We start from the raw sequence: 18078 nt of genomic DNA, 5'->3' as shown, positions 1-18078 counted from the left end.
ATTTAAGTTGTCTGTTACAGAATAAGATAACTTAAATACACCTAAAATCTGAGGGCTTGATGTCGAACATAGAACGTTTAGTCTTTGAAGAAGACGGGGAAATCTATACCATTTTGTTCGAGTCAAAGGAAACGCCAAATATACCAGAAGTTGTCACACCGGAAGTTGATGAGGAGAAAGAATCCTACGGTTTTCGGGAAGAGGCATTTGTCAAGATTGAGGAAGTTCACCATCAAATTCGAGCTTATACCAAATATGCCATTGGCGCTTTTAAAAATTTAGGTGCTGCTGAAGTCGAAGAGGTAACTCTGAAGTTTGGCTTGAAGATAGGCGGAAAAACTGGTATCCCCTTCGTAACTGAAGGTTCGGCGGAGAGTAATTTTGAAATTGAGGTGAAGTGTAAGTTTCCTGAAAATAAGCAAAATTCCAGCACTTAAGGTTTTGCTTTGCCAAGGATAAGCTTTGTACCTTCAACTCTGCTATGAATTTATGAAAGCGATGTTTTTGATGGGCTACGTCTACGCTTTTGATTCACCTTTGGATCTCGGACATTGCTGTTCATAGCTTCAAGTTTCGTGTTCTTATCTCGAACTTCCATGTTCTGAGGTTGAAACTTCGAGTTCAGAACTCGGAACACCGAGCACTTTACTCCAACATCCGAGTTCTTAGCCTCAACATTGCACCTTAGAAGTGCGATATCGCCGAGCTATTTTCTACAACGCTGCGGCTTGAGGCTTGGATTTCCGAGATTTACGGGCGAACCTTTGCCCCATTTCCTCAACTACTCCATTTAAACCAGCGCCTTGTCCACTAGCTTTGGCATAGTTATATACCTGCAACGCGGCTGCATAAGCTTCACTACCCACTGCTATAGATGTATCGTCCAGCAACTCTTGTAATTGTGACAAAGACAGCACTACTGGATACAAAGCTTCAAATAATTGTACGTCTTTCGTATCTCATTAAGGTCAAACGATCGCGGTAAAAACTCTGGGTTCTGTGTCGCCACTTCTAATGCAATGCTTACAAAAGCGCGGCTTTTATCTCCCATCTTGGGTAAAGCTTTCCGCTCCTCGTTACTTAAATCAATCAAAAATGGTAGCTTTTCTTTAATTGTAGCGATCGCTTGCAACACAGCATCTCTATCTGATTGCGCTAGTGTTGCACTAATTGGGGCTGTGGACATAGAAATTAGTCTACAGTATTTTGTTTAGTTTTAAAGTGCTTAAATATATCATAATTTCAATAACACCAATAAAAATTCCAAAGACAAAAGGTGAGCTTTGTCAAAGTGCGGGTTACGCCTAAGCCTTTAGCTCACCATAATTTATACCAATTTGAAAAAAGAATGCGACAAATAGACCACTTGTAGAGACGCGATTTATCGCGTCTTTACCCAAGGATGTGTTGCTTGATAGCCGTTTGCAATTGAGTTTAATACAAACCTTCTTAGAGGCACAGTAATACTGTGTTGTTACCCACTGACTTTACTCCAAACATATTTTTGGCAGGTTTCACAAGCGGCTTTTGCCTCCTCTGTTTGCGGATTGGTGAAGACGGGATGGTAACGTAACCTGTCACAACAAACTTGCAACCATGCACGCCAGTCACCGCGCCACAACCGCACAGTGCCATCTTCACCGCCGCTAACAATCGTTTGCCCATCGGTGCTAATGGCGACAGAATAAACCCAACCTTCATGACCGCGTAAAGGTTCAGCCAAGGGAAGACCTTGCAGGTTCCACAACCGCACAGTGCCGTCATCACCGCCACTAATAATCGTTTGCCCATCGGCGCTAATGGCGACAGAATAAACCCAGCCTTTATGACCGCGCAAAGGTTCAGCCAAGGGAAGACCTTGCAGATTCCACAACCGCACAGCGCCATCAGTACCACCACTAACAATCGTTTGCCCATCAGCGCTAATGGCAACAGAATTGACAAAACCCTGATGACCGTGCCAAGGTTCAGCTAAGGCAAGACCCTGACGATTCCACAACCGCACAGTGCCGTCATCACCGCCACTAACAATCGTCTGCCCATCGGCACTGATGGCGACAGAATTGACATAACCCTGATGACCATACAAAGGTTCAGCTAAGGCAAGACCTTGCAGGTTCCACAAACGCACCGTACCGTCACTACCACCGCTAACAATCGTCTGACCATCGGTGCTAATGGCGACAGAATAGACCCAACCCTGATGACCGTGCAAAGGTTCAGTTAAGGCAAGACCTTGGTGATTCCACAACTGCACCGTACCGTCAGTACCGCCACTGACAATCGTCTGACCATCGATGCTAATGGCAACAGAATAAACCCAACCCTTATGACCGCGCAAAGGTTTCGCCAAGGGAAGACCTTGGTGGTTCCAAAACCGCACCGTGCCGTCAGTACTACCACTAACAATGGTTTGACGATGAGTGCTGATAGCGACAGACCTAACATTGCCTTCATGACCGCGCAAAGGTTCAGCTAAGGCAATACCTTGGCGATTCCATAACCGCACAGTGCCGCCATCACTGCCACTGACAATCGTCTGCCCATCGGTGCTGATGGCCACAGACCTCACATTCCCCTCATGACCACGCAAAGGTTCAGCTAAGGAAAGACCTTGGCGATTCCACAACCTTACCGTACCATCAGCGCCGCCACTGACAATCGTCTGTCCATTGGCGCTGATGGCTACAGACCTCACATTCCCCTCATGACCATACAAAGGTTCAGCCAAGAGAAGACCTTGGTAATTCCACAACCGCACCATACCATCAGCACCACCACTGGCAATCGTCTGCCCATCGGCACTGATGGCGACAGAAGAGACATCATTTTTATCCCCACACAATGGTTTAGCTAAGGGAAGGCCTTGGCGGTTACACACTCGCACAGTGCCGTCAGCACCGCCAGTGACAATCGTCTGTCCATCGGCACTGATGGCGACAGAAGAGACATTACCCCGATGACCACGCAAAGGTTCAGCTAAGGCAATACCTTGGTAATTCCACAACCGTACCATACCATCGGCACCGCCACTGATAATCGTCTGCCCATCGGCGCTAATAGCGACAGAATTGACATTACCCCGATGACCACGCAAAGGTTCAGCTAAGGCAAGACCTTGGTAATTCCACAACCGTACAGTACCGTCAGCACCGCCACTGACAATCGTCTGCCCATCGGCGCTAATAGCGACAGAATTGACATTACCCTGATGACCACGCAAAGGTTCAGCTAAGGAAAGACCTTGGTGGTTCCACAACCGTACAGTGCCGTCAGCACCACCACTGACAATCGTCTGCCCATCAGCGCTGATAGCGACAGAAAAGACATTACCTTCATGACCACAGAAGGGAATCAAGACTCTTGCTTTATTTACTACCCGATTCAAACTGTTCTGAACTGATGCAAGAATCTGCTGGGGTAGTTTCTCTTGATTTTCCCCCATAGCTTGAATTGCCAAAACTAGACTATCTAGGGGTTGTAAGGGCAATAAATCGTCTACTCTAGCCGCTTTTTCTCGCAACTTGGATTCAGTAAGCGCCCTTTCCATCTCGGCAATCCGGTCTTTGTCGTCAGCATCGCTACGCTGGTAAAAATCCTCATCTTGTTGGGGTGATTGCAAATCGGCCTGTAATTGTTGCCAGCTATCTCTCACTTGGGCCAGCAATCCCTTTTGGATTAAATACTTGTCATCCGGCCTTTCGTTCAACCATTCCCGTCGGGTATTTTCTAATGACTCGCTCAACGGTCGCAAGTCTCGGTCTTGTTGTCGCCACTGCACAAACTGCTGCCAACTTTCAATTAAAGCTTCATGAGCTAAATTAATCCAGATTTCTCCTTTTTCATCTTTCTTAGAAACTAATAAGCGTCCCTTAACCAATCCTGTTTCACCATCTAGCAACTCACTAAGTTGTTGCCGTTGATTAGCATCATCACCTGCAATATTTAATAATGTGGCTTTTGGTTGGCGCTGTCGGGTATCCTTTTCTCCCTCTCCTGTTCCCACTAACCGCAGAAAAATCTGCTTCATCCATTCCTTTTCTTGCTGAGTGCGTTCTTGAGTTGGATATTCTTTCTGATAATCTTGGTAGTGATAAACATTTTCTGCATGGAGATTTAACACCGCAGTTAATCCTCCCAAGTTCTCATACTCTTCTTGGGTAAGTTGATATTTCTTTTGCTTGCGTTTCTCCCAGAGTTTAGTTAAGGCAAACTCTAACAATGGCAAACTCCCTGGTTCTTGTTGAAGATTTTGGAGAATTTTTAATGCTCCTGCTTCTTCAACACTATGAACCTGAAGCTGGGCAGGTTTGGCGATTGTCTCCTTGAAATCAACTCCAGTTAAAGGCGGTATAACAACTACTGGGGTTTGAATCAGGTGAGTCAGAGAAGGATTATCTAAACAGGATTGAAGAAAATCACCTCGCATAGTAATTACAACAGCTAACCGCGAATCATGAATTTCTACTACCGCAGTCAGTAGTTCAATAAATCTCTGCCGTTCTTCCTTATCTATACAAACTGTAAATACTTTCTCAAACTCATCTACCACCAGCAAAAATTTTTCTGTGTTAACCACAGCCTCTGCATCATCAATAGGTTTAGTCAGGCTGCCGAAACTGTTGTCATTGTGAGCAATTTCAACTACAAGGGCGTATTGTGTCATCTTGTTTTGTTAAAACTATTGAGAAAATTACCTCTGTGCTTTAAAATACCCAAATTAACGAGTTATTTACCCACTAGAGTTAAAAACTCTAGATTTCAAGTTCAAGTAGCAGTTGAGTAACAGGCAGTAAAAGCACAATATTAAAGTCTTAGTGACTGGGATAAGCTCTATACGTTGTAGTTCAGTAGTAATTACGGGAGCGATGTCTAAGGGCGGGCTACGACTAGTTAGAAAATTTCAGCTGAAGTTGACACCAATGTAATACTTCTCGGTTAAAGGGAAAAGGAAAAGAAAAAACCTTTAACCCTTACCCCTTAACCTTTTCCCAAAACCCGATTCTGAATAAAAAATGCACAAAGCGAGAAGTTTTGGATACCAATGGGCATTACCGTGCTACTACCTTGAGAAAAATCTCACATCGCGCTAGTCTTCATTAGACTTCTTGCAGAAGTAGGGAAAAGGGTAAGGGGGAAAGGGAAAAGGAATAAAAAAACCTTTCCCCTTTGACCTTTCCCCTTTTCCCGCAAGAGTGCAAAAGTAACTTTTGCAAGAGGTCTATTGACGTAACTGCACGCTGTAACATTAGGCGATGACAAATCAACTCTCTTTGAAAATTCCCTCTTGCACTTGGAGCCGTCCCATCGGCTTAGACTGGGATAAACCTTATACAGTCCGCTATGCAAGTAATATTGATGATGGCCCTTGGCATGGTATGCCTTTAGGCGGCTTTGGTGCAGGTTGCATCGGTCGTTCTTCACGAGGAGACTTTAACTTGTGGCACATCGACGGCGGCGAGCATACCTTCAAAAACGTTCCCGCTTGTCAGTTCAGTGTGTTTGAATCCAATAGCACATCTTCCCAAGCCTACGCTTTGTCTACCCAGGCGCCCGATGATGGCACTCTCAAAGCATGGCAATGGTATCCGACACCTCCCGACACAGAGGGAACGGGCGATTATCACGCGCTATATCCACGTAGCTGGTTTGTATACAAAAATGTATTTCAAACACAGTTGACTTGTGAGCAATTTTCCCCAGTGTGGGCAGGTAATTACCAAGAAACTAGCTACCCTGTGGCAATATTTGTCTGGAATGCCCAAAACCCTACAGATACACCGATTACTCTCAGCATTATGCTCACTTGGCAAAATATGGTGGGCTGGTTTACAAACGCTCTCAAATCTCCCGAAGTGCGCGTGCGCGATGATGGGAGTCCGGTTTACGAATACCAACCACGCTGGGGCGAAAGTCAAGGAAACTACAACCAGATAGTTGAAAATAAACAACAGTTTGGCTGTGTTTTAGGTCGGGTTGGTAGTAATGAACCTTTGCAAGAAGGTGACGGAACTTGGTGTATTGCGACGCTGAAACATCCCCAAGTGGAAATATTTCATCATAGCCGCTGGAATCCTGAAGGTACGGGTGATGAGGTATGGCAAAGCTTTGCCCAAGATGGCTCTTTGCCCAATTATGTTGATACTACTCCAGCAACAGAGAATACACAAATCGGGGCTGCGATGGCTACGCCGGCCGCAGGCATCGCAATCCGTTTCACTCTCCAACCAGGTGAAACTCTGGAAATTCCTTTTGTCGTCGCTTGGGATTTGCCGATAACAGAATTTGCGGCTGGAGTCAACTATTACCGCAGATATACAGATTTTTTTGGTAAAAATGGCAACAATGCCTGGGCGATCGCATCCACTGCCTTACAAGAATACCAAACCTGGCGATCGCAAATTCAAAGTTGGCAAAAACCCATTCTCGACCGGGAAGATTTACCCAAGTGGTTTAAAATGGCTCTATTTAATGAGCTTTATGACCTCACCAGCGGCGGAACTCTCTGGAGTGCAGCATCAGAACTTGACCCCATCGGTCAGTTTGCGGTGCTGGAGTGCCTAGATTACCGTTGGTATGAAAGTCTAGATGTGCGGTTGTATGGCTCTTTTGCCCTGCTGATGCTGTTTCCAGAATTAGAAAAGTCGGTGATTCGGGCATTTGCACGGGCGATTCCTCAAGGTGATGATACTCCCCGAATCATTGGCTATTACATGACAATTAAGGCCGAAAGCCCGATTGCAGTTCGCAAAGTTGCAGGTGCAACACCCCACGATTTAGGCGCACCGAACGAACACGTATGGGAGAAAACCAACTACACCAGCTATCAAGACTGTAATTTATGGAAAGATTTGGGTAGTGATTTTGTCTTGCAAGTATACCGTGATTTTCTGCTCACGGGTGCTGATGATGTAGAATTCTTAGCAGATTGCTGGGATGCGATCGTTCAAACCCTCGACTACCTGAAAACTTTTGACCTCGACGGCGATGGGATTCCGGAAAATTCTGGCGCACCCGATCAAACTTTTGATGATTGGCGATTACAAGGTGTTAGCGCTTATTGTGGTGGGTTGTGGTTAGCGGCACTAGAAGCTGCGATCGCCATCAGCGATATTTTATTAACTTACCAGACAAGTAACACAACGGAGTTGGCAGCGCAAAAATCCACTTATGAAAGTTGGTTACAACAATCTCTGCCTATTTACCAAGAAAAACTCTGGAATGGGGAATATTACCGACTTGATAGTAAAAGTGGTTCCGATGTAGTGATGGCAGATCAATTGTGCGGACAGTTTTATGCACGTCTGCTGGACTTACCTGATATTGTACCAAGCGATCGCGCCCTTTCGGCGCTGAAAACCGTTTATGACGCTTGCTTTTTGAAATTCTGTAATGGTGAATTTGGTGCTGCTAATGGTGTTCGTCGTGATGGCTCGCCAGAAAATCCCCAAGCTACTCATCCTTTAGAAGTTTGGACGGGGATAAACTTTGGGCTGGCGGCTTTTCTCGTGCAAATGGGAATGAAAGATGAAGCGTTGAGGTTGACGCAAGCTGTGGTGCAGCAAATTTATGAAAATGGTCTACAATTTCGCACGCCAGAAGCTATCACCGCAACTGGTACTTTCCGCGCTAGCACTTACCTGCGGCCAATGGCGATTTGGGGGATTTACTTAGTGATTAATTGATTGACTATCAAAGCGGTTCTCGTTTTGATACAACACACGTAGATGTCATTGGTGTCAACTTAAGCTGAAATCTTCTGACTGTATAAGTTTTGTCCCCAGTCCCTCTCCCAAAATTAGCAAAAGGAAGCAAATTCTCCAGTTCCCCTTCTCCCATATTGGGAGAAGGGGTTAGGGGATGAGGGCATAGAACCCTTACTCTTAAATAACTTCTACCTTAAGTTGACACCTATGACAGATGTGCGTCCCTACAGAATTTAACTTGCCTTCATTTGGAAAAGTAAAATTTAGATTTGCGATTTTATTTTCCGAGTGTTTCCGGAAGCGAAGGAAAATTTCAGTAATGGTAAGAGTTGAAGCATTGAGAATTATAAGCCTAATGTTTCAAAAAATGCAAATATTACTAGCTTTAGCTATAAATATTGCTGATAGTTCCTAGATTACGTTCGCAATCAAAAGCTAGGTTATGACGTGCCTATTACTTTACTCAACAGCAAAGTTGATCGGATTGTAGCGCTTCGTGTTTGGCAATGATTAGCCAGCACTGGTGCATACGCTTAAATCCCTACAGCTTGCGTAACTTAACGCCAGTAAATCTTACAGGTGCATTTCACCAGCCTTTACTAGAAGCAGCCCAAACTTGCAGGATGTGAAGCGTTATCAGTAAGGACTAGTTTTAAGTAAGCTGGACTCATACTATAACCCTTGGATAGCTCGTTGTCAAGTAATTCATTGTGTAGTTGTCTGGAGAGATAAAGGCGATCGCATATTGATTTTTGATCTTGTACGCCATTTAGCCCAATTGTTACTACATTTGTAATCTCAATTTTTTAAATCTGCTACAAGACTCGCATTTGATTTTTGAAAGAAACTCAGTATACTTTTATTCTTTCTTCCCTGTTCCCCGTTCCCTGGTCTCTCTCTACGCAAATAATTTCTCCGAATCAAAGCAGATTTTTATAGATATTTAGACATTAGAGAAATCACTGCTAAATCAAGTTCATAATATTCTTTGTTAATTAGCTTTATCTCTATTCTCAAATTCGCTAATATTGTACAAACTTAGAATAATATTTTTTTATAAAGGTATCCACCTGCGGATGTTTTTATTAACTCCGCTAACGAGCATTAGAATTATCTATATATATTATTAGCCAAAACTTATCTTTGAAGTATGGGCTAGTTTATGATTCTTATCCAAGCATTATGAAATATTCCCGATCGATTGACAACAATTTTATTTAGATACGCTAAAGCTGTAGCTTTTGCCAACCAATAAAGACAAGGTTAATAAGTCTTATTGTCCAAATGAACTTATTGAAAAATAGGTTCAATACTATGGCTAGCAATAGTTTTATCACCGATTTACTAATATTTTTATCTAGTTGTTTTACATTCTAGTTAATGGTACTATTTTTTAGTTACTCGATAATAATAAAGGTTTTAAAATGATATCGGGTGAGGGGTAACACCCCTCAAAAATTAGCCAAAGGGGACAAAACTAAAAGCTGCACAATCCACAAGTAAGTATCTAAATACATTCAGTAAATTTAACCTAACAATAGACTAAATTAGCAGATGACATGAACGACAAAAAATAGTATAAATACGAATGGTGCTAATACCGCTCAAAGATAATATATTTTTTTTGTTAGTCTAAAAAAATATGCAAACTTCCCGGAAATTGCCTAATTAAACAGTAGTAAGAAATATAAGCGTGTGAACCAAGAAAAATCATTTACTTATGGATTTTTATCTCTTGTAAACATCTCACACCGCTCTAGTGCTAATAATTGGCCACAAGCAATTCAACCTTTTCAACAAGGCTAGTGCAGTCTGTACGCCTCAATTGAAACACCAACAATCGCAAAAAAAGAAAATACTTTACTTCATCCAGGATAACTAAAACTATGATGAATCAAGACATTGCTGGTATTAGTAGTAACTTAGATAAGACAGTAAAAGCTCAACAATTTGACAAAGTAGTTGAGGCAATTCTTGCTGGAAAGTATTCCTGGGCATGTGTTTTAATGCTGCGATTTGGTGGTTATAATCCTCTCCATTACATTCCATATCGCACCTACAATCGATTGCTCAAAGAAAATTCTCAAGCTGATAGGACAAAACAACAGCAAACTGAAAATCTAAAAATGCTGAAACACGCTCATGATTCTCAGTCTGAGAATCATGCGTCATCAAGCTGCTTAAGCAAAATTAAAGACTTAGCTTATCTAGAAGTAGTTAGAAAACAAAAAGCATGAATCAATTCAAAATGACGCTTTCTACGAAATGCTGCGCGTAGCTTGCTTCCCTGTTAGGGTACGCGGACTCGCTTGCTTCCCGCCGGCGCTAACAAAATTCACGCATTAAATACAGCCACCCACAATATGAGTGGGGTTTCCACCTACCGAGTGAGACAAGGATTTTTTCGCCTACGAGGGCGAGGTTTTAAACCGAACTTTTTTGATAAATCCTTGGTGGGAGTTTAGACCAGAGATTGACACAGCAAATTAACGAACATCAATCAAGCAAATCGCCATTAAAACCAGAAAATGTTCAAGACGTTTCCTTGAAATCCTGTGGATTCAATTAAAAAGTATTTGGAATCAATAGATTCTGCTCTAAAGTTGATTGATTATCTGAAAGCCTGCGATGCTAATTTAAAATTTATAGCATAGCAGGTTTTCTATCGCAGTCATTAATTTCATAAATTTGGCAAAAATCTGCCAAAATGGCAAATATATACTAATGATATTGGTAAACTAATAACAAATACAACTTCAACCAAAATAGAGGTGATTTGCCAAGCAAGTTAATTTAAAAAATAAAATCAACGATTAGTTCTAACTATGAAATCAATCAAACTGATTACAAAAGTAATCAGAATTTGATGGAGTAAATAACTCTTAGACCAAGACCAATAATCCAACCGTTGCTACTGGTGGTTCTTTTTCTGAGGAAGTTTGAGCAAAAAGAATTTGAGGAGGTAGATTCCCCCAAGCCAAATTTTACACAGCTTTCACTGACTGCAGACGGTGCGAGTAATGCCGATCAAACTTTCTATCCTGTGGTTGGTGTTGCTTTAGTTAAATATTGCAAACGCTTAACATCAATTTCAGGAACGGAAATAGAAAAGTTACGGTGAAATTGTTGTCCTTGGCTGGTAGAACTAGTAGCTCATACGCTTCTCTTTCGACTATTGTAATCCTAGTCCTCCCAACCGGGATTATCTTTGGTTTATAAACTTTCAATTTATATAACACTACTGGAAGTTCAAAACTTAAATAGCTTCCAGTTTTTTATCTGTATATAAAAAGAAATAAGGTAGGCAAATTGCCCACCTTATTTTTTGTGGATAATAGATATCTGGTGAAATTAATCTAGAAGTCTTGTAGAGACGTAGTACCGCTATGTCTCTACATTCTTTTTCACTTCCATATTTAATGATTGGTTAATTCAAAAAAGAATTAAACCTTAGCTAATTCTGGAGTAGGACTCTTGCTGTTGCGAATTGCTGTAATAGCCTCAGCATAATCTTTAGCATTAAACACAGCTGAACCGGCGACGATCGCATTGGCTCCCGCTTCCAAAACTTGCCAGGTATTATTTGCCTTCAGCCCCCCATCCACTTCAATCCAGGGATCGAGACCACGTTCATCACACATTTGGCGTAGCTTGCGGATTTTGGGTAACACACCAGGGATAAAGCTTTGACCACCAAAACCAGGGTTGACGCTCATAATTAGTACTAAATCGCACAAATCTAGAACGTATTCAATTAGCTCTAGAGGGCTACCAGGATTAAGTACAACACCAGCTTTCTTACCAAGCTCTTTAATTTGCCCCAAGGTGCGGTGCAGGTGTGGAGAAGCATTATGCTCGCAGTGTACGGAGATAATATCAGCACCCGCCTTAGCAAATCCCTCTACATACTTTTCTGGCTCCACAATCATCAAATGGACATCCAAGGGCTTGGTCGTAACCGGACGAATCGCCTCCACAATCAGAGGGCCTATCGTAATATTAGGTACAAAACGACCGTCCATGACATCAACATGAATCCAATCCGCTCCAGCTGCGTCTACGGCACGAATTTCGTCACCCAAGCGACTAAAATCGGCTGATAGGATAGATGGAGAAATTACAATGGGCTTTTGAGATAGGTTTTGGGTCATGGCTAGTGGGTTTTTAAGCGTCCTCGTCTGTACGCATTGTAACAAAACATTGAACAAGACTCATAAGTTTGATCCCGGTCTTTTTGGGGAGTGGGGAGCAGGGGAGCAGAGGAGCAGGGGAGCAGGGGAGCAGAGGAGGGATAATTAATGACCAATGACCAATGACAAATGACAAATGACCAATGACCAATGACAAATGACTAATGACAAATGACTAATGACAAATAACAAATGACTAAAAAACTAACCTGGGTAATTTGGGGATTAACTACTTCTTGTCTGAGTGCGCCGGTAATTGCTTCGGCTTTAGAGTCTGCTTTGGGAACTAACGGTATTGATGCTTTGAAGCTACACAAACCTCCTTATAATTTAATCGGTCGCAAGATTGCTATTGGTCAAGTGGAAATTGGTCGGCCGGGAATGTTTGGGTGGGATAAGGCGGTGTCTAAAAATCGTGCCATATCTTTAGCAGCGGTTTTCTTACGCAATGGCCCAGCTAAGTCTAATAGCGGTGTTGACCCTCACGCCTACAATGTCGCTGGTGTGATGGTGAGTCAAGACAAAGCTTTGCCAGGAGTTGCGCCGGGAGCGCGATTGTATTCATCAGCAGTGGGTTCGACTAAAAACATGGGTCAGCCAGAAGAGTGCTTATCGGCACAGCACATAGCGCTCCAAAATGGTGGCGATGTGCGTGCGATCAACTTTAGCTTTGGGGAACCTCTGAGCCGCGATCCTCGACCGGAAGCTACTTTAGACGGCAATGCTTTACTAACTTTATGTGTTGACTGGTCTAGTCGCGTTCATGATGTTTTGTATGCGATCGCAGGCAACCAGGGCAAAGGCGGCATTCCTATTCCTACAGATAATTTTAACGGAATAAATGTGGCTTTTTCATCCCGCCGAGGGGGAGTTTTTAACAAAGTAGACGTGGCTAATCTGGCGGGTGTTAACCAAGGGGTGAATCAAAGACTAGCTGGAAAGGAATTTGACCTTGATGGGCGTCGCGCTATCAGTTTAGTTGCTCCTGGTAATAATATTTCTTTGCTCAATCCAGATGGCAAATTGAACAAGGTTACAGGTACAAGTTTTGCGGCGCCTCAAGTTACAGCTACCGTTGCTCTGTTGCAGGAACTGGCAGACCGACAGATGCGAACAAAACAACCCCACTGGAGCATTGATTCTCGGCGGCATCAAGTGATGAAAGCTATATTGCTGAATTCAGCAGATAAACTTCTAGATAGCGGCGATGGCTTAAAGTTGGGAATGACTCGGACGCTAATTGATAAACAAAATCAAAACTGGCTAGATTCTGATGCTTATAAAGATCCAAAAATTCCTTTGGATGCCCAAATGGGAGCGGGTCATTTGAACGCGTTTCGCGCTTATCAGCAATTTAGTGCTGGTCAATGGCAAGCATCAGCTGCGGTACCGGCTATTGGTTGGGATTATCGCACAGTTGATGTTGGAGCATCTGTTGACTATATATTAGCAAAACCGTTAAAGCAGGGAAGTTTTGTTGCTGTCACCCTGACTTGGGATCGATTAGTAGAACTCAACGATAAAAATAAAAACCAGCAATATGATGTAGGCGAAAATTTTCGCGATCGTGGCTTAAATAATCTCGACCTATACTTAGTAAAAGCTGATGCTCAAAATTCAGATGCTGGTGCTGTTTGCTCCTCAATCAGCCAAATTGATAGTGTAGAACATATTTTCTGCCCCGTTACTGCTACTGGCAATTACAAAATCCGCGTCCAGTTTCGTCAAAAGCTCAATGATGCTACTCAACCCTACAGTTTAGCTTGGTGGAGTGTACCGATTAATTAGACTTATTGCATAAGTCGGGAAAAGGGTAAAGGGGAAGGGTAAAAGGTTCTGCAAAAGTCCCTTTACCCTTTAACCAAAACCTTTTCCCCAAGAGTGCAAAAAGCACAAATGCCAAGAGGTCTATTGAAATAGGTTAACAAATATCTGTGTAAAATTACAGCGTTTTTCTCGTTCCCATGCTGCGTATGGGAACGAGATTTTCAGCCTCTGATAAATTTGATTCGATCTATAAAAACCTCACAGAAGTGCTGATTTTTCGAGCGCGTAGCTTACAATACGTTTATACGTAAAGATAAAAATTTTTAGAAATCAAAATTTTTTATAAGTCGTCTGTATAGCCGTCTCAATCAAGAATTAGCAACTCCACAAGTTCTGTTTAATTACTTTGAGCTACTAATTTGCTGTTACGAAAACTGTAACAGTCCCATTTTTCTATTGGAGTAAATGCAATAGTTAATCATTGACACAGTATCTGCGTCAACTCTGAGCACAAATCGGGAATCTTTGGCAAGTGAGGTAGCAGAATGAATCGCCATAAATTGAGTGATGCAAAAGAAAATTTCCTGCAAAGACGTTACGGTGTTAGTCTAGGCAGACGTTATGCTTTGGCAGCTGCAAGCGTTGTTCTATTCAGTGTATTAGGGTGTTCTCAAGTCGATAGTAATAAAAGTGCCCTTGCCCAATCTAGTTTACCTCAGCCAGAAACTCCATTGCAAAAAAAAACAGCCAACACTGATACAAAAATTGTTGAGTCTAGCAACAAGTTTGGCTTCAAACTATTTTCAGAAGTTCTGAAAAACGATCGGGGTGAGAAGAATATTTTTATCTCACCTTCGAGTGTTGCGATCGCTCTTGCAATGACTTATAACGGCGCTAGCGGCTCGACTCAACAAGCAATGGCAAAAACCCTAGAATTACAGGGGATGAATCTACCAGAAATCAACTCTTCTTATGCGGCGGTATTAAAACAGCTTTTAGACAATTCGGATACGAAAGTGCAATTGAAAATTGCTAACTCCCTTTGGGCAAATCAAAATGTTAGCTTTTCGCCAGACTTTCTCAAGAGAACCCAGGACTTCTATCAAGCTAAAATCAGCAATTTAAACTTTCAAGATGCCGCCGCATCTAGCATTATCAATAACTGGGTCAAAGAAAATACTAACGGTAAAATCACTAAAATAGTTGAAACAATTGAACCAAATCAGGTATTATTTCTGATTAATGCCATATATTTTAAAGGTAGTTGGAGTAACGAATTTGACAAGAAAGAAACTGCTTCATACCCTTTTTACATCACATCTGGCAGGCAAAAACAACACCCAATGATGTCACAAGAAGGTGATTATAGATACTATGAAAGCGAAAAGTTTCAGGCAGTTAGTTTACCTTATGGGAAAGATGGTAAGATAAGTTTTTATATATTCTTACCCAAAAAGAATTCCAACCTCAAAGCATTTTATCAAGACTTGAATGTTGAGAACTGGGAAAAATGGATGACTCAGTTCAACAATCAAAAAGGGTTTATTCGCCTACCCCGCTTCAAAACAGATTACGAGATTACACTCAATGATGCTTTAAAAACTTTAGGTATGGGGGAGGCTTTCAGCAACAAAGCCAATTTTTCTGGCATGGGTAAAAATTTTGCCATTAGCCAAGTTAAGCATAAAACTTTTGTTGAAGTGAATGAAGAAGGCACTGAAGCGGCTGCGGCTACTTCAGTGGGAATAGTAGCAACATCTGCAAGACAAGAACCAGAACCATTCCGAATGATTGTCGATCGCCCCTTCTTCTGTGCCATCAGGGATAATCAGACGGGAAACATTTTGTTTGTGGGTTCAATTATCGAACCGCAATGAGGAGGTAAGAGGGATTGAAGTGAAGACTTCATCTTTTTAAAAGAGAACTTCCAAAAAATAAAATTTTCAGTGAATATAAATGATTAATTTAAACCCGATCTATGTTAAAATATAGAGTTTTTTTAAAAAATATATTTTTGTAGGTTGGGTGGAGTGAAACGCAACCCAACATTACCACCAAATTTTCTGTTGGGTTACGCTATCGCTGTACCCAACTTATAAAACTACGGTTTTCAAGTTAGACGAGGTTTACATTCACTGTATCTGCGGATAATAATTTTTAGAATTCATTATCCGTAAAGGGAACTATGGATGGTGAAAATATTTTTAGTAATGGAAAAAATTCTAACCTCGCGGCATAATCATCTATTTGTGATAGTTCCAGTTCAATTGTTTGCTGCTCTTTTTCATCAAAAAGCAACTGAATTTGATAACTTGTCCAGAATTGTTCGCCTAGTTCATCTTCTAAATCAAAAGGCTGTTCTTCATCACCCCATATATTCGACCAAAGGACTATTTGATTAGCCCGAAAATGGTTTTGACCTTTTATATCTCCAACTACAAAATATACTTCGACATTTAAATCAAATCCCAAATCATCGACTTCTGCCTCTGCTATCTGACAGCTAACCACAATTAAACTATCTGGGTTAATATCTACTACCTGCTGTTGGCGTTGTAATAATTCTTGAAATACAAAATTAGGTAATAATTTTGAACTCTCCTCAAGTAGGTTTTTTTGACTTTCTGGAGAGTAACGATTTTTTAATTCTTGCGTGATTAAATTTAAAATATCTTCACTAGCTAAATTAACAACTATCTGTTTATTTGCCGGATTAAGGAAACATCCTTGATTAAGATTAATGTGTTTGTTAATTGGCATAGTTCTCTAAAATCCTTTGAATGTGAACGGATAATTCACAAATCAAGCTCAAACAAAGGTAAGGAATAAATATTACTTTAGCTTCTGTTCTATATCTTTAGCAAGACAACAAAACCATGACTAAAGTCACAGATCAAACATACACAAGATCAACAATAATTGTTAAATTAGTAATGATTTGCAATAATTGTCCAGTTAAAAGGTTCGATTTCTATCGGGGCTTGTGACTGATTTTTCTTACTCTTTCAGCAACATCGTTTTTTTATGTGTAGATTAATTGGCTATCTTGGTAACGCCATCCTCTTAGATGAGTTGCTGTATAAACAAGAGCATTCGCTCTACAAACAAAGTTACAGTCCTTTGGAATTAAAATCAGGAGTAGTTTGTGGAGACGGAGTAGGTGTAGGCTGGTACGATGAAGTGGGTAAACCATTCATTTACCGAAATACTATCCCGCTGTGGAACGAGCCGAATCTGGAAGAGTTGAGCAACTATGTACAATCCAGTTGTACTTTAGGCTATGTCCGATTAGCTGGAACAGGTGAATCCCTCGACATTAGCAATTGTCAGCCATTTCGTAGTGGGAAACTTTTGTTTGTGCATAATGGTGAGATATCAAACTTTCAACAAACTCTTTGTAGACCAATACGTAAGAGCCTTTCTGATTCCACTTACCGCCTGATTAAAGGTACGACTGACTCTGAACACATCTTCGCCCTACTAGTGGAAATGTGGCAGTCGTCTCCAAACAGCACTCTGTTGTCAGCATTAAATGCTACAGTTCAAAAATTGACTAAGTTGGCATCAGAACACGACACCAGCTTTAGTGCCAATGTAATTGTCAGTGATGGTCAAGCAGTTGCAGCAATTCGCTATGCTTATCGCACACAAGCACCTACTCTTTATTGGTCTTATGATGAACTCAAGCAGCCAAACCAAGTTATTGTTGCTTCTGAGCCTTTATCCAATCACCAAAATTGGACTGCTTTTGATGAGCAAAGTGCGCTATTTGTTGAAGCCCAATCATTACAGCCAACAATTAGCCTATTGGAGAGATTTGTTCCCATTGGGGTTTAAAAAAGGATTGCGATTTTGTGGAAATTGAGCTTTTCCCTCTAAGGGATTACCAAGAAATAAATTATTCAATCTTGTGGGGTGGACATCTTGTCCGCCCTAACCATTGGGCGGGCAAGACGCCCACCCCACAATAAAAATTGAATGTTTTTTTCTTTGGAAGTCCCTAAAGTTGGTGTGATGGTAGACAAGCATTGTTATTGCTTGTGCCAAAAGGCAACAGTTGGAAGCAAATGAGAGAGACAACATAAATTATCCGTCTTTCAACTCCTCTGGGAGCTAGCTAGTGTCACCGATAGCGAACGCGAGTGCGTCTTGTAGAGATGCGTTATACCAATTCAATTAATGATTGCAACACATTTTTGGCTAAAGACGCGATGAATCGCGTCTCTACAAGTGGTCTATTTGTCGCATTCTTTTTTTAAATTGGTATTAGCGAGTCATCGGTGACGCAATCATCATTCATTTTATGGCTCCCTTGTACTCTGTCCATCACTGTACACAGCCAAGCAGGAGCGATCGCATACTTACTTGTAGTGCCGATTACGAGTATAGAGGGAAACAGATGATTTCCTCAGACC

General features: G+C 41.6%; 10 protein-coding genes and 1 pseudogene. 7 read left to right on the top strand and 4 right to left on the bottom strand.

Annotation, left to right across the window (positions count from 1 at the left end):
* Window positions 1-59 precede the first annotated feature (59 nt).
* Window positions 60-437 (top strand): CU044_2847 family protein, encoded by a 378-nt coding sequence (locus NSTC731_RS06265; RefSeq protein ID WP_322668253.1) that lies wholly within the window; start codon window positions 60-62, stop codon window positions 435-437.
* A 276-nt stretch (window positions 438-713) separates the two neighbouring features.
* Here NSTC731_RS06265 and NSTC731_RS06260 read toward each other — a convergent pair.
* Together NSTC731_RS06260 and NSTC731_RS06255 are read right to left on the bottom strand one after the other, a co-directional pair.
* Window positions 714-1186 (bottom strand): annotated as a pseudogene (locus NSTC731_RS06260) (hypothetical protein).
* 288 nt (window positions 1187-1474) lie between these two features.
* Window positions 1475-4666 carry an nSTAND1 domain-containing NTPase gene (locus NSTC731_RS06255; protein ID WP_445630049.1) on the bottom strand — a complete coding sequence of 1064 codons (3192 nt, stop codon included), beginning with the start codon at window positions 4664-4666 and terminating at the stop codon, window positions 1475-1477.
* A gap of 589 nt (window positions 4667-5255) precedes the next feature.
* On the opposite strand from NSTC731_RS06255, the gene NSTC731_RS06250 reads away from it, so the two are divergent.
* The 3 genes from NSTC731_RS06250 (at window position 5256) to NSTC731_RS06240 (ending at window position 9943) form a co-directional block, all read left to right on the top strand.
* Window positions 5256-7685, top strand: a complete 2430-nt coding sequence (locus NSTC731_RS06250) for a GH116 family glycosyl hydrolase (RefSeq protein WP_445630048.1) — start codon at window positions 5256-5258, stop codon at window positions 7683-7685.
* 527 nt (window positions 7686-8212) lie between these two features.
* Window positions 8213-8335: a hypothetical protein gene (locus NSTC731_RS06245; RefSeq protein WP_445630047.1), complete on the top strand. Its 123-nt coding sequence runs from the start codon at window positions 8213-8215 to the stop codon at window positions 8333-8335.
* Window positions 8336-9595: 1260 nt separating this feature from the next.
* Window positions 9596-9943 (top strand): HetP family heterocyst commitment protein, encoded by a 348-nt coding sequence (locus tag NSTC731_RS06240; RefSeq protein WP_445632030.1) that lies wholly within the window; start codon window positions 9596-9598, stop codon window positions 9941-9943.
* Window positions 9944-11149: 1206 nt separating this feature from the next.
* Here the strand turns inward: NSTC731_RS06240 and rpe are convergent.
* The gene (gene rpe, locus NSTC731_RS06235) at window positions 11150-11857 is read right to left on the bottom strand and encodes a ribulose-phosphate 3-epimerase (protein WP_322684187.1); all 708 of its coding nucleotides are present in this window, start codon (window positions 11855-11857) and stop codon (window positions 11150-11152) included.
* A gap of 231 nt (window positions 11858-12088) precedes the next feature.
* Here rpe and NSTC731_RS06230 point away from each other — a divergent pair, with 231 nt between their 5' ends.
* Window positions 12089-13684 carry a S8 family serine peptidase gene (locus tag NSTC731_RS06230; protein WP_445630046.1) on the top strand — a complete coding sequence of 532 codons (1596 nt, stop codon included), beginning with the start codon at window positions 12089-12091 and terminating at the stop codon, window positions 13682-13684.
* A 524-nt stretch (window positions 13685-14208) separates the two neighbouring features.
* A complete protein-coding gene (locus NSTC731_RS06225) occupies window positions 14209-15540 on the top strand; it encodes a serpin family protein (RefSeq protein ID WP_445630045.1) in 1332 nt (443 codons plus the stop codon).
* A gap of 280 nt (window positions 15541-15820) precedes the next feature.
* Here NSTC731_RS06225 and NSTC731_RS06220 read toward each other — a convergent pair whose 3' ends face one another.
* A complete protein-coding gene (locus NSTC731_RS06220; protein ID WP_445630044.1) occupies window positions 15821-16423 on the bottom strand; it encodes a hypothetical protein in 603 nt (200 codons plus the stop codon).
* Window positions 16424-16687: 264 nt separating this feature from the next.
* Between NSTC731_RS06220 and egtC the strand changes: the two genes are divergently transcribed.
* On the top strand, window positions 16688-17500 hold the full coding sequence (gene egtC, locus NSTC731_RS06215) for an ergothioneine biosynthesis protein EgtC (RefSeq protein WP_445630043.1): 813 nt from the start codon (window positions 16688-16690) through the stop codon (window positions 17498-17500).
* Window positions 17501-18078: the final 578 nt, after the last annotated feature.

The sequence above is a fragment of the Nostoc sp. DSM 114167 genome (genome assembly GCF_052692655.1).
This window is presented reverse-complemented; position numbering and strand designations above follow the sequence as displayed.

Excerpts from the sequence above, each read along its gene's own strand:
- NSTC731_RS06265 (WP_322668253.1), top strand. The coding sequence starts at position 60 with ATGTCGAACATAGAACGTTTAGTCTTTGAAGAAGACGGGGAAATCTAT.
- NSTC731_RS06255 (WP_445630049.1), bottom strand. The coding sequence starts at position 4,666 with ATGACACAATACGCCCTTGTAGTTGAAATTGCTCACAATGACAACAGT.
- NSTC731_RS06250 (WP_445630048.1), top strand. The coding sequence starts at position 5,256 with ATGACAAATCAACTCTCTTTGAAAATTCCCTCTTGCACTTGGAGCCGT.
- NSTC731_RS06245 (WP_445630047.1), top strand. The coding sequence starts at position 8,213 with ATGATTAGCCAGCACTGGTGCATACGCTTAAATCCCTACAGCTTGCGT.
- NSTC731_RS06240 (WP_445632030.1), top strand. The coding sequence starts at position 9,596 with ATGAATCAAGACATTGCTGGTATTAGTAGTAACTTAGATAAGACAGTA.
- rpe (WP_322684187.1), bottom strand. The coding sequence starts at position 11,857 with ATGACCCAAAACCTATCTCAAAAGCCCATTGTAATTTCTCCATCTATC.
- NSTC731_RS06230 (WP_445630046.1), top strand. The coding sequence starts at position 12,089 with ATGACTAAAAAACTAACCTGGGTAATTTGGGGATTAACTACTTCTTGT.
- NSTC731_RS06225 (WP_445630045.1), top strand. The coding sequence starts at position 14,209 with ATGAATCGCCATAAATTGAGTGATGCAAAAGAAAATTTCCTGCAAAGA.
- NSTC731_RS06220 (WP_445630044.1), bottom strand. The coding sequence starts at position 16,423 with ATGCCAATTAACAAACACATTAATCTTAATCAAGGATGTTTCCTTAAT.
- egtC (WP_445630043.1), top strand. The coding sequence starts at position 16,688 with ATGTGTAGATTAATTGGCTATCTTGGTAACGCCATCCTCTTAGATGAG.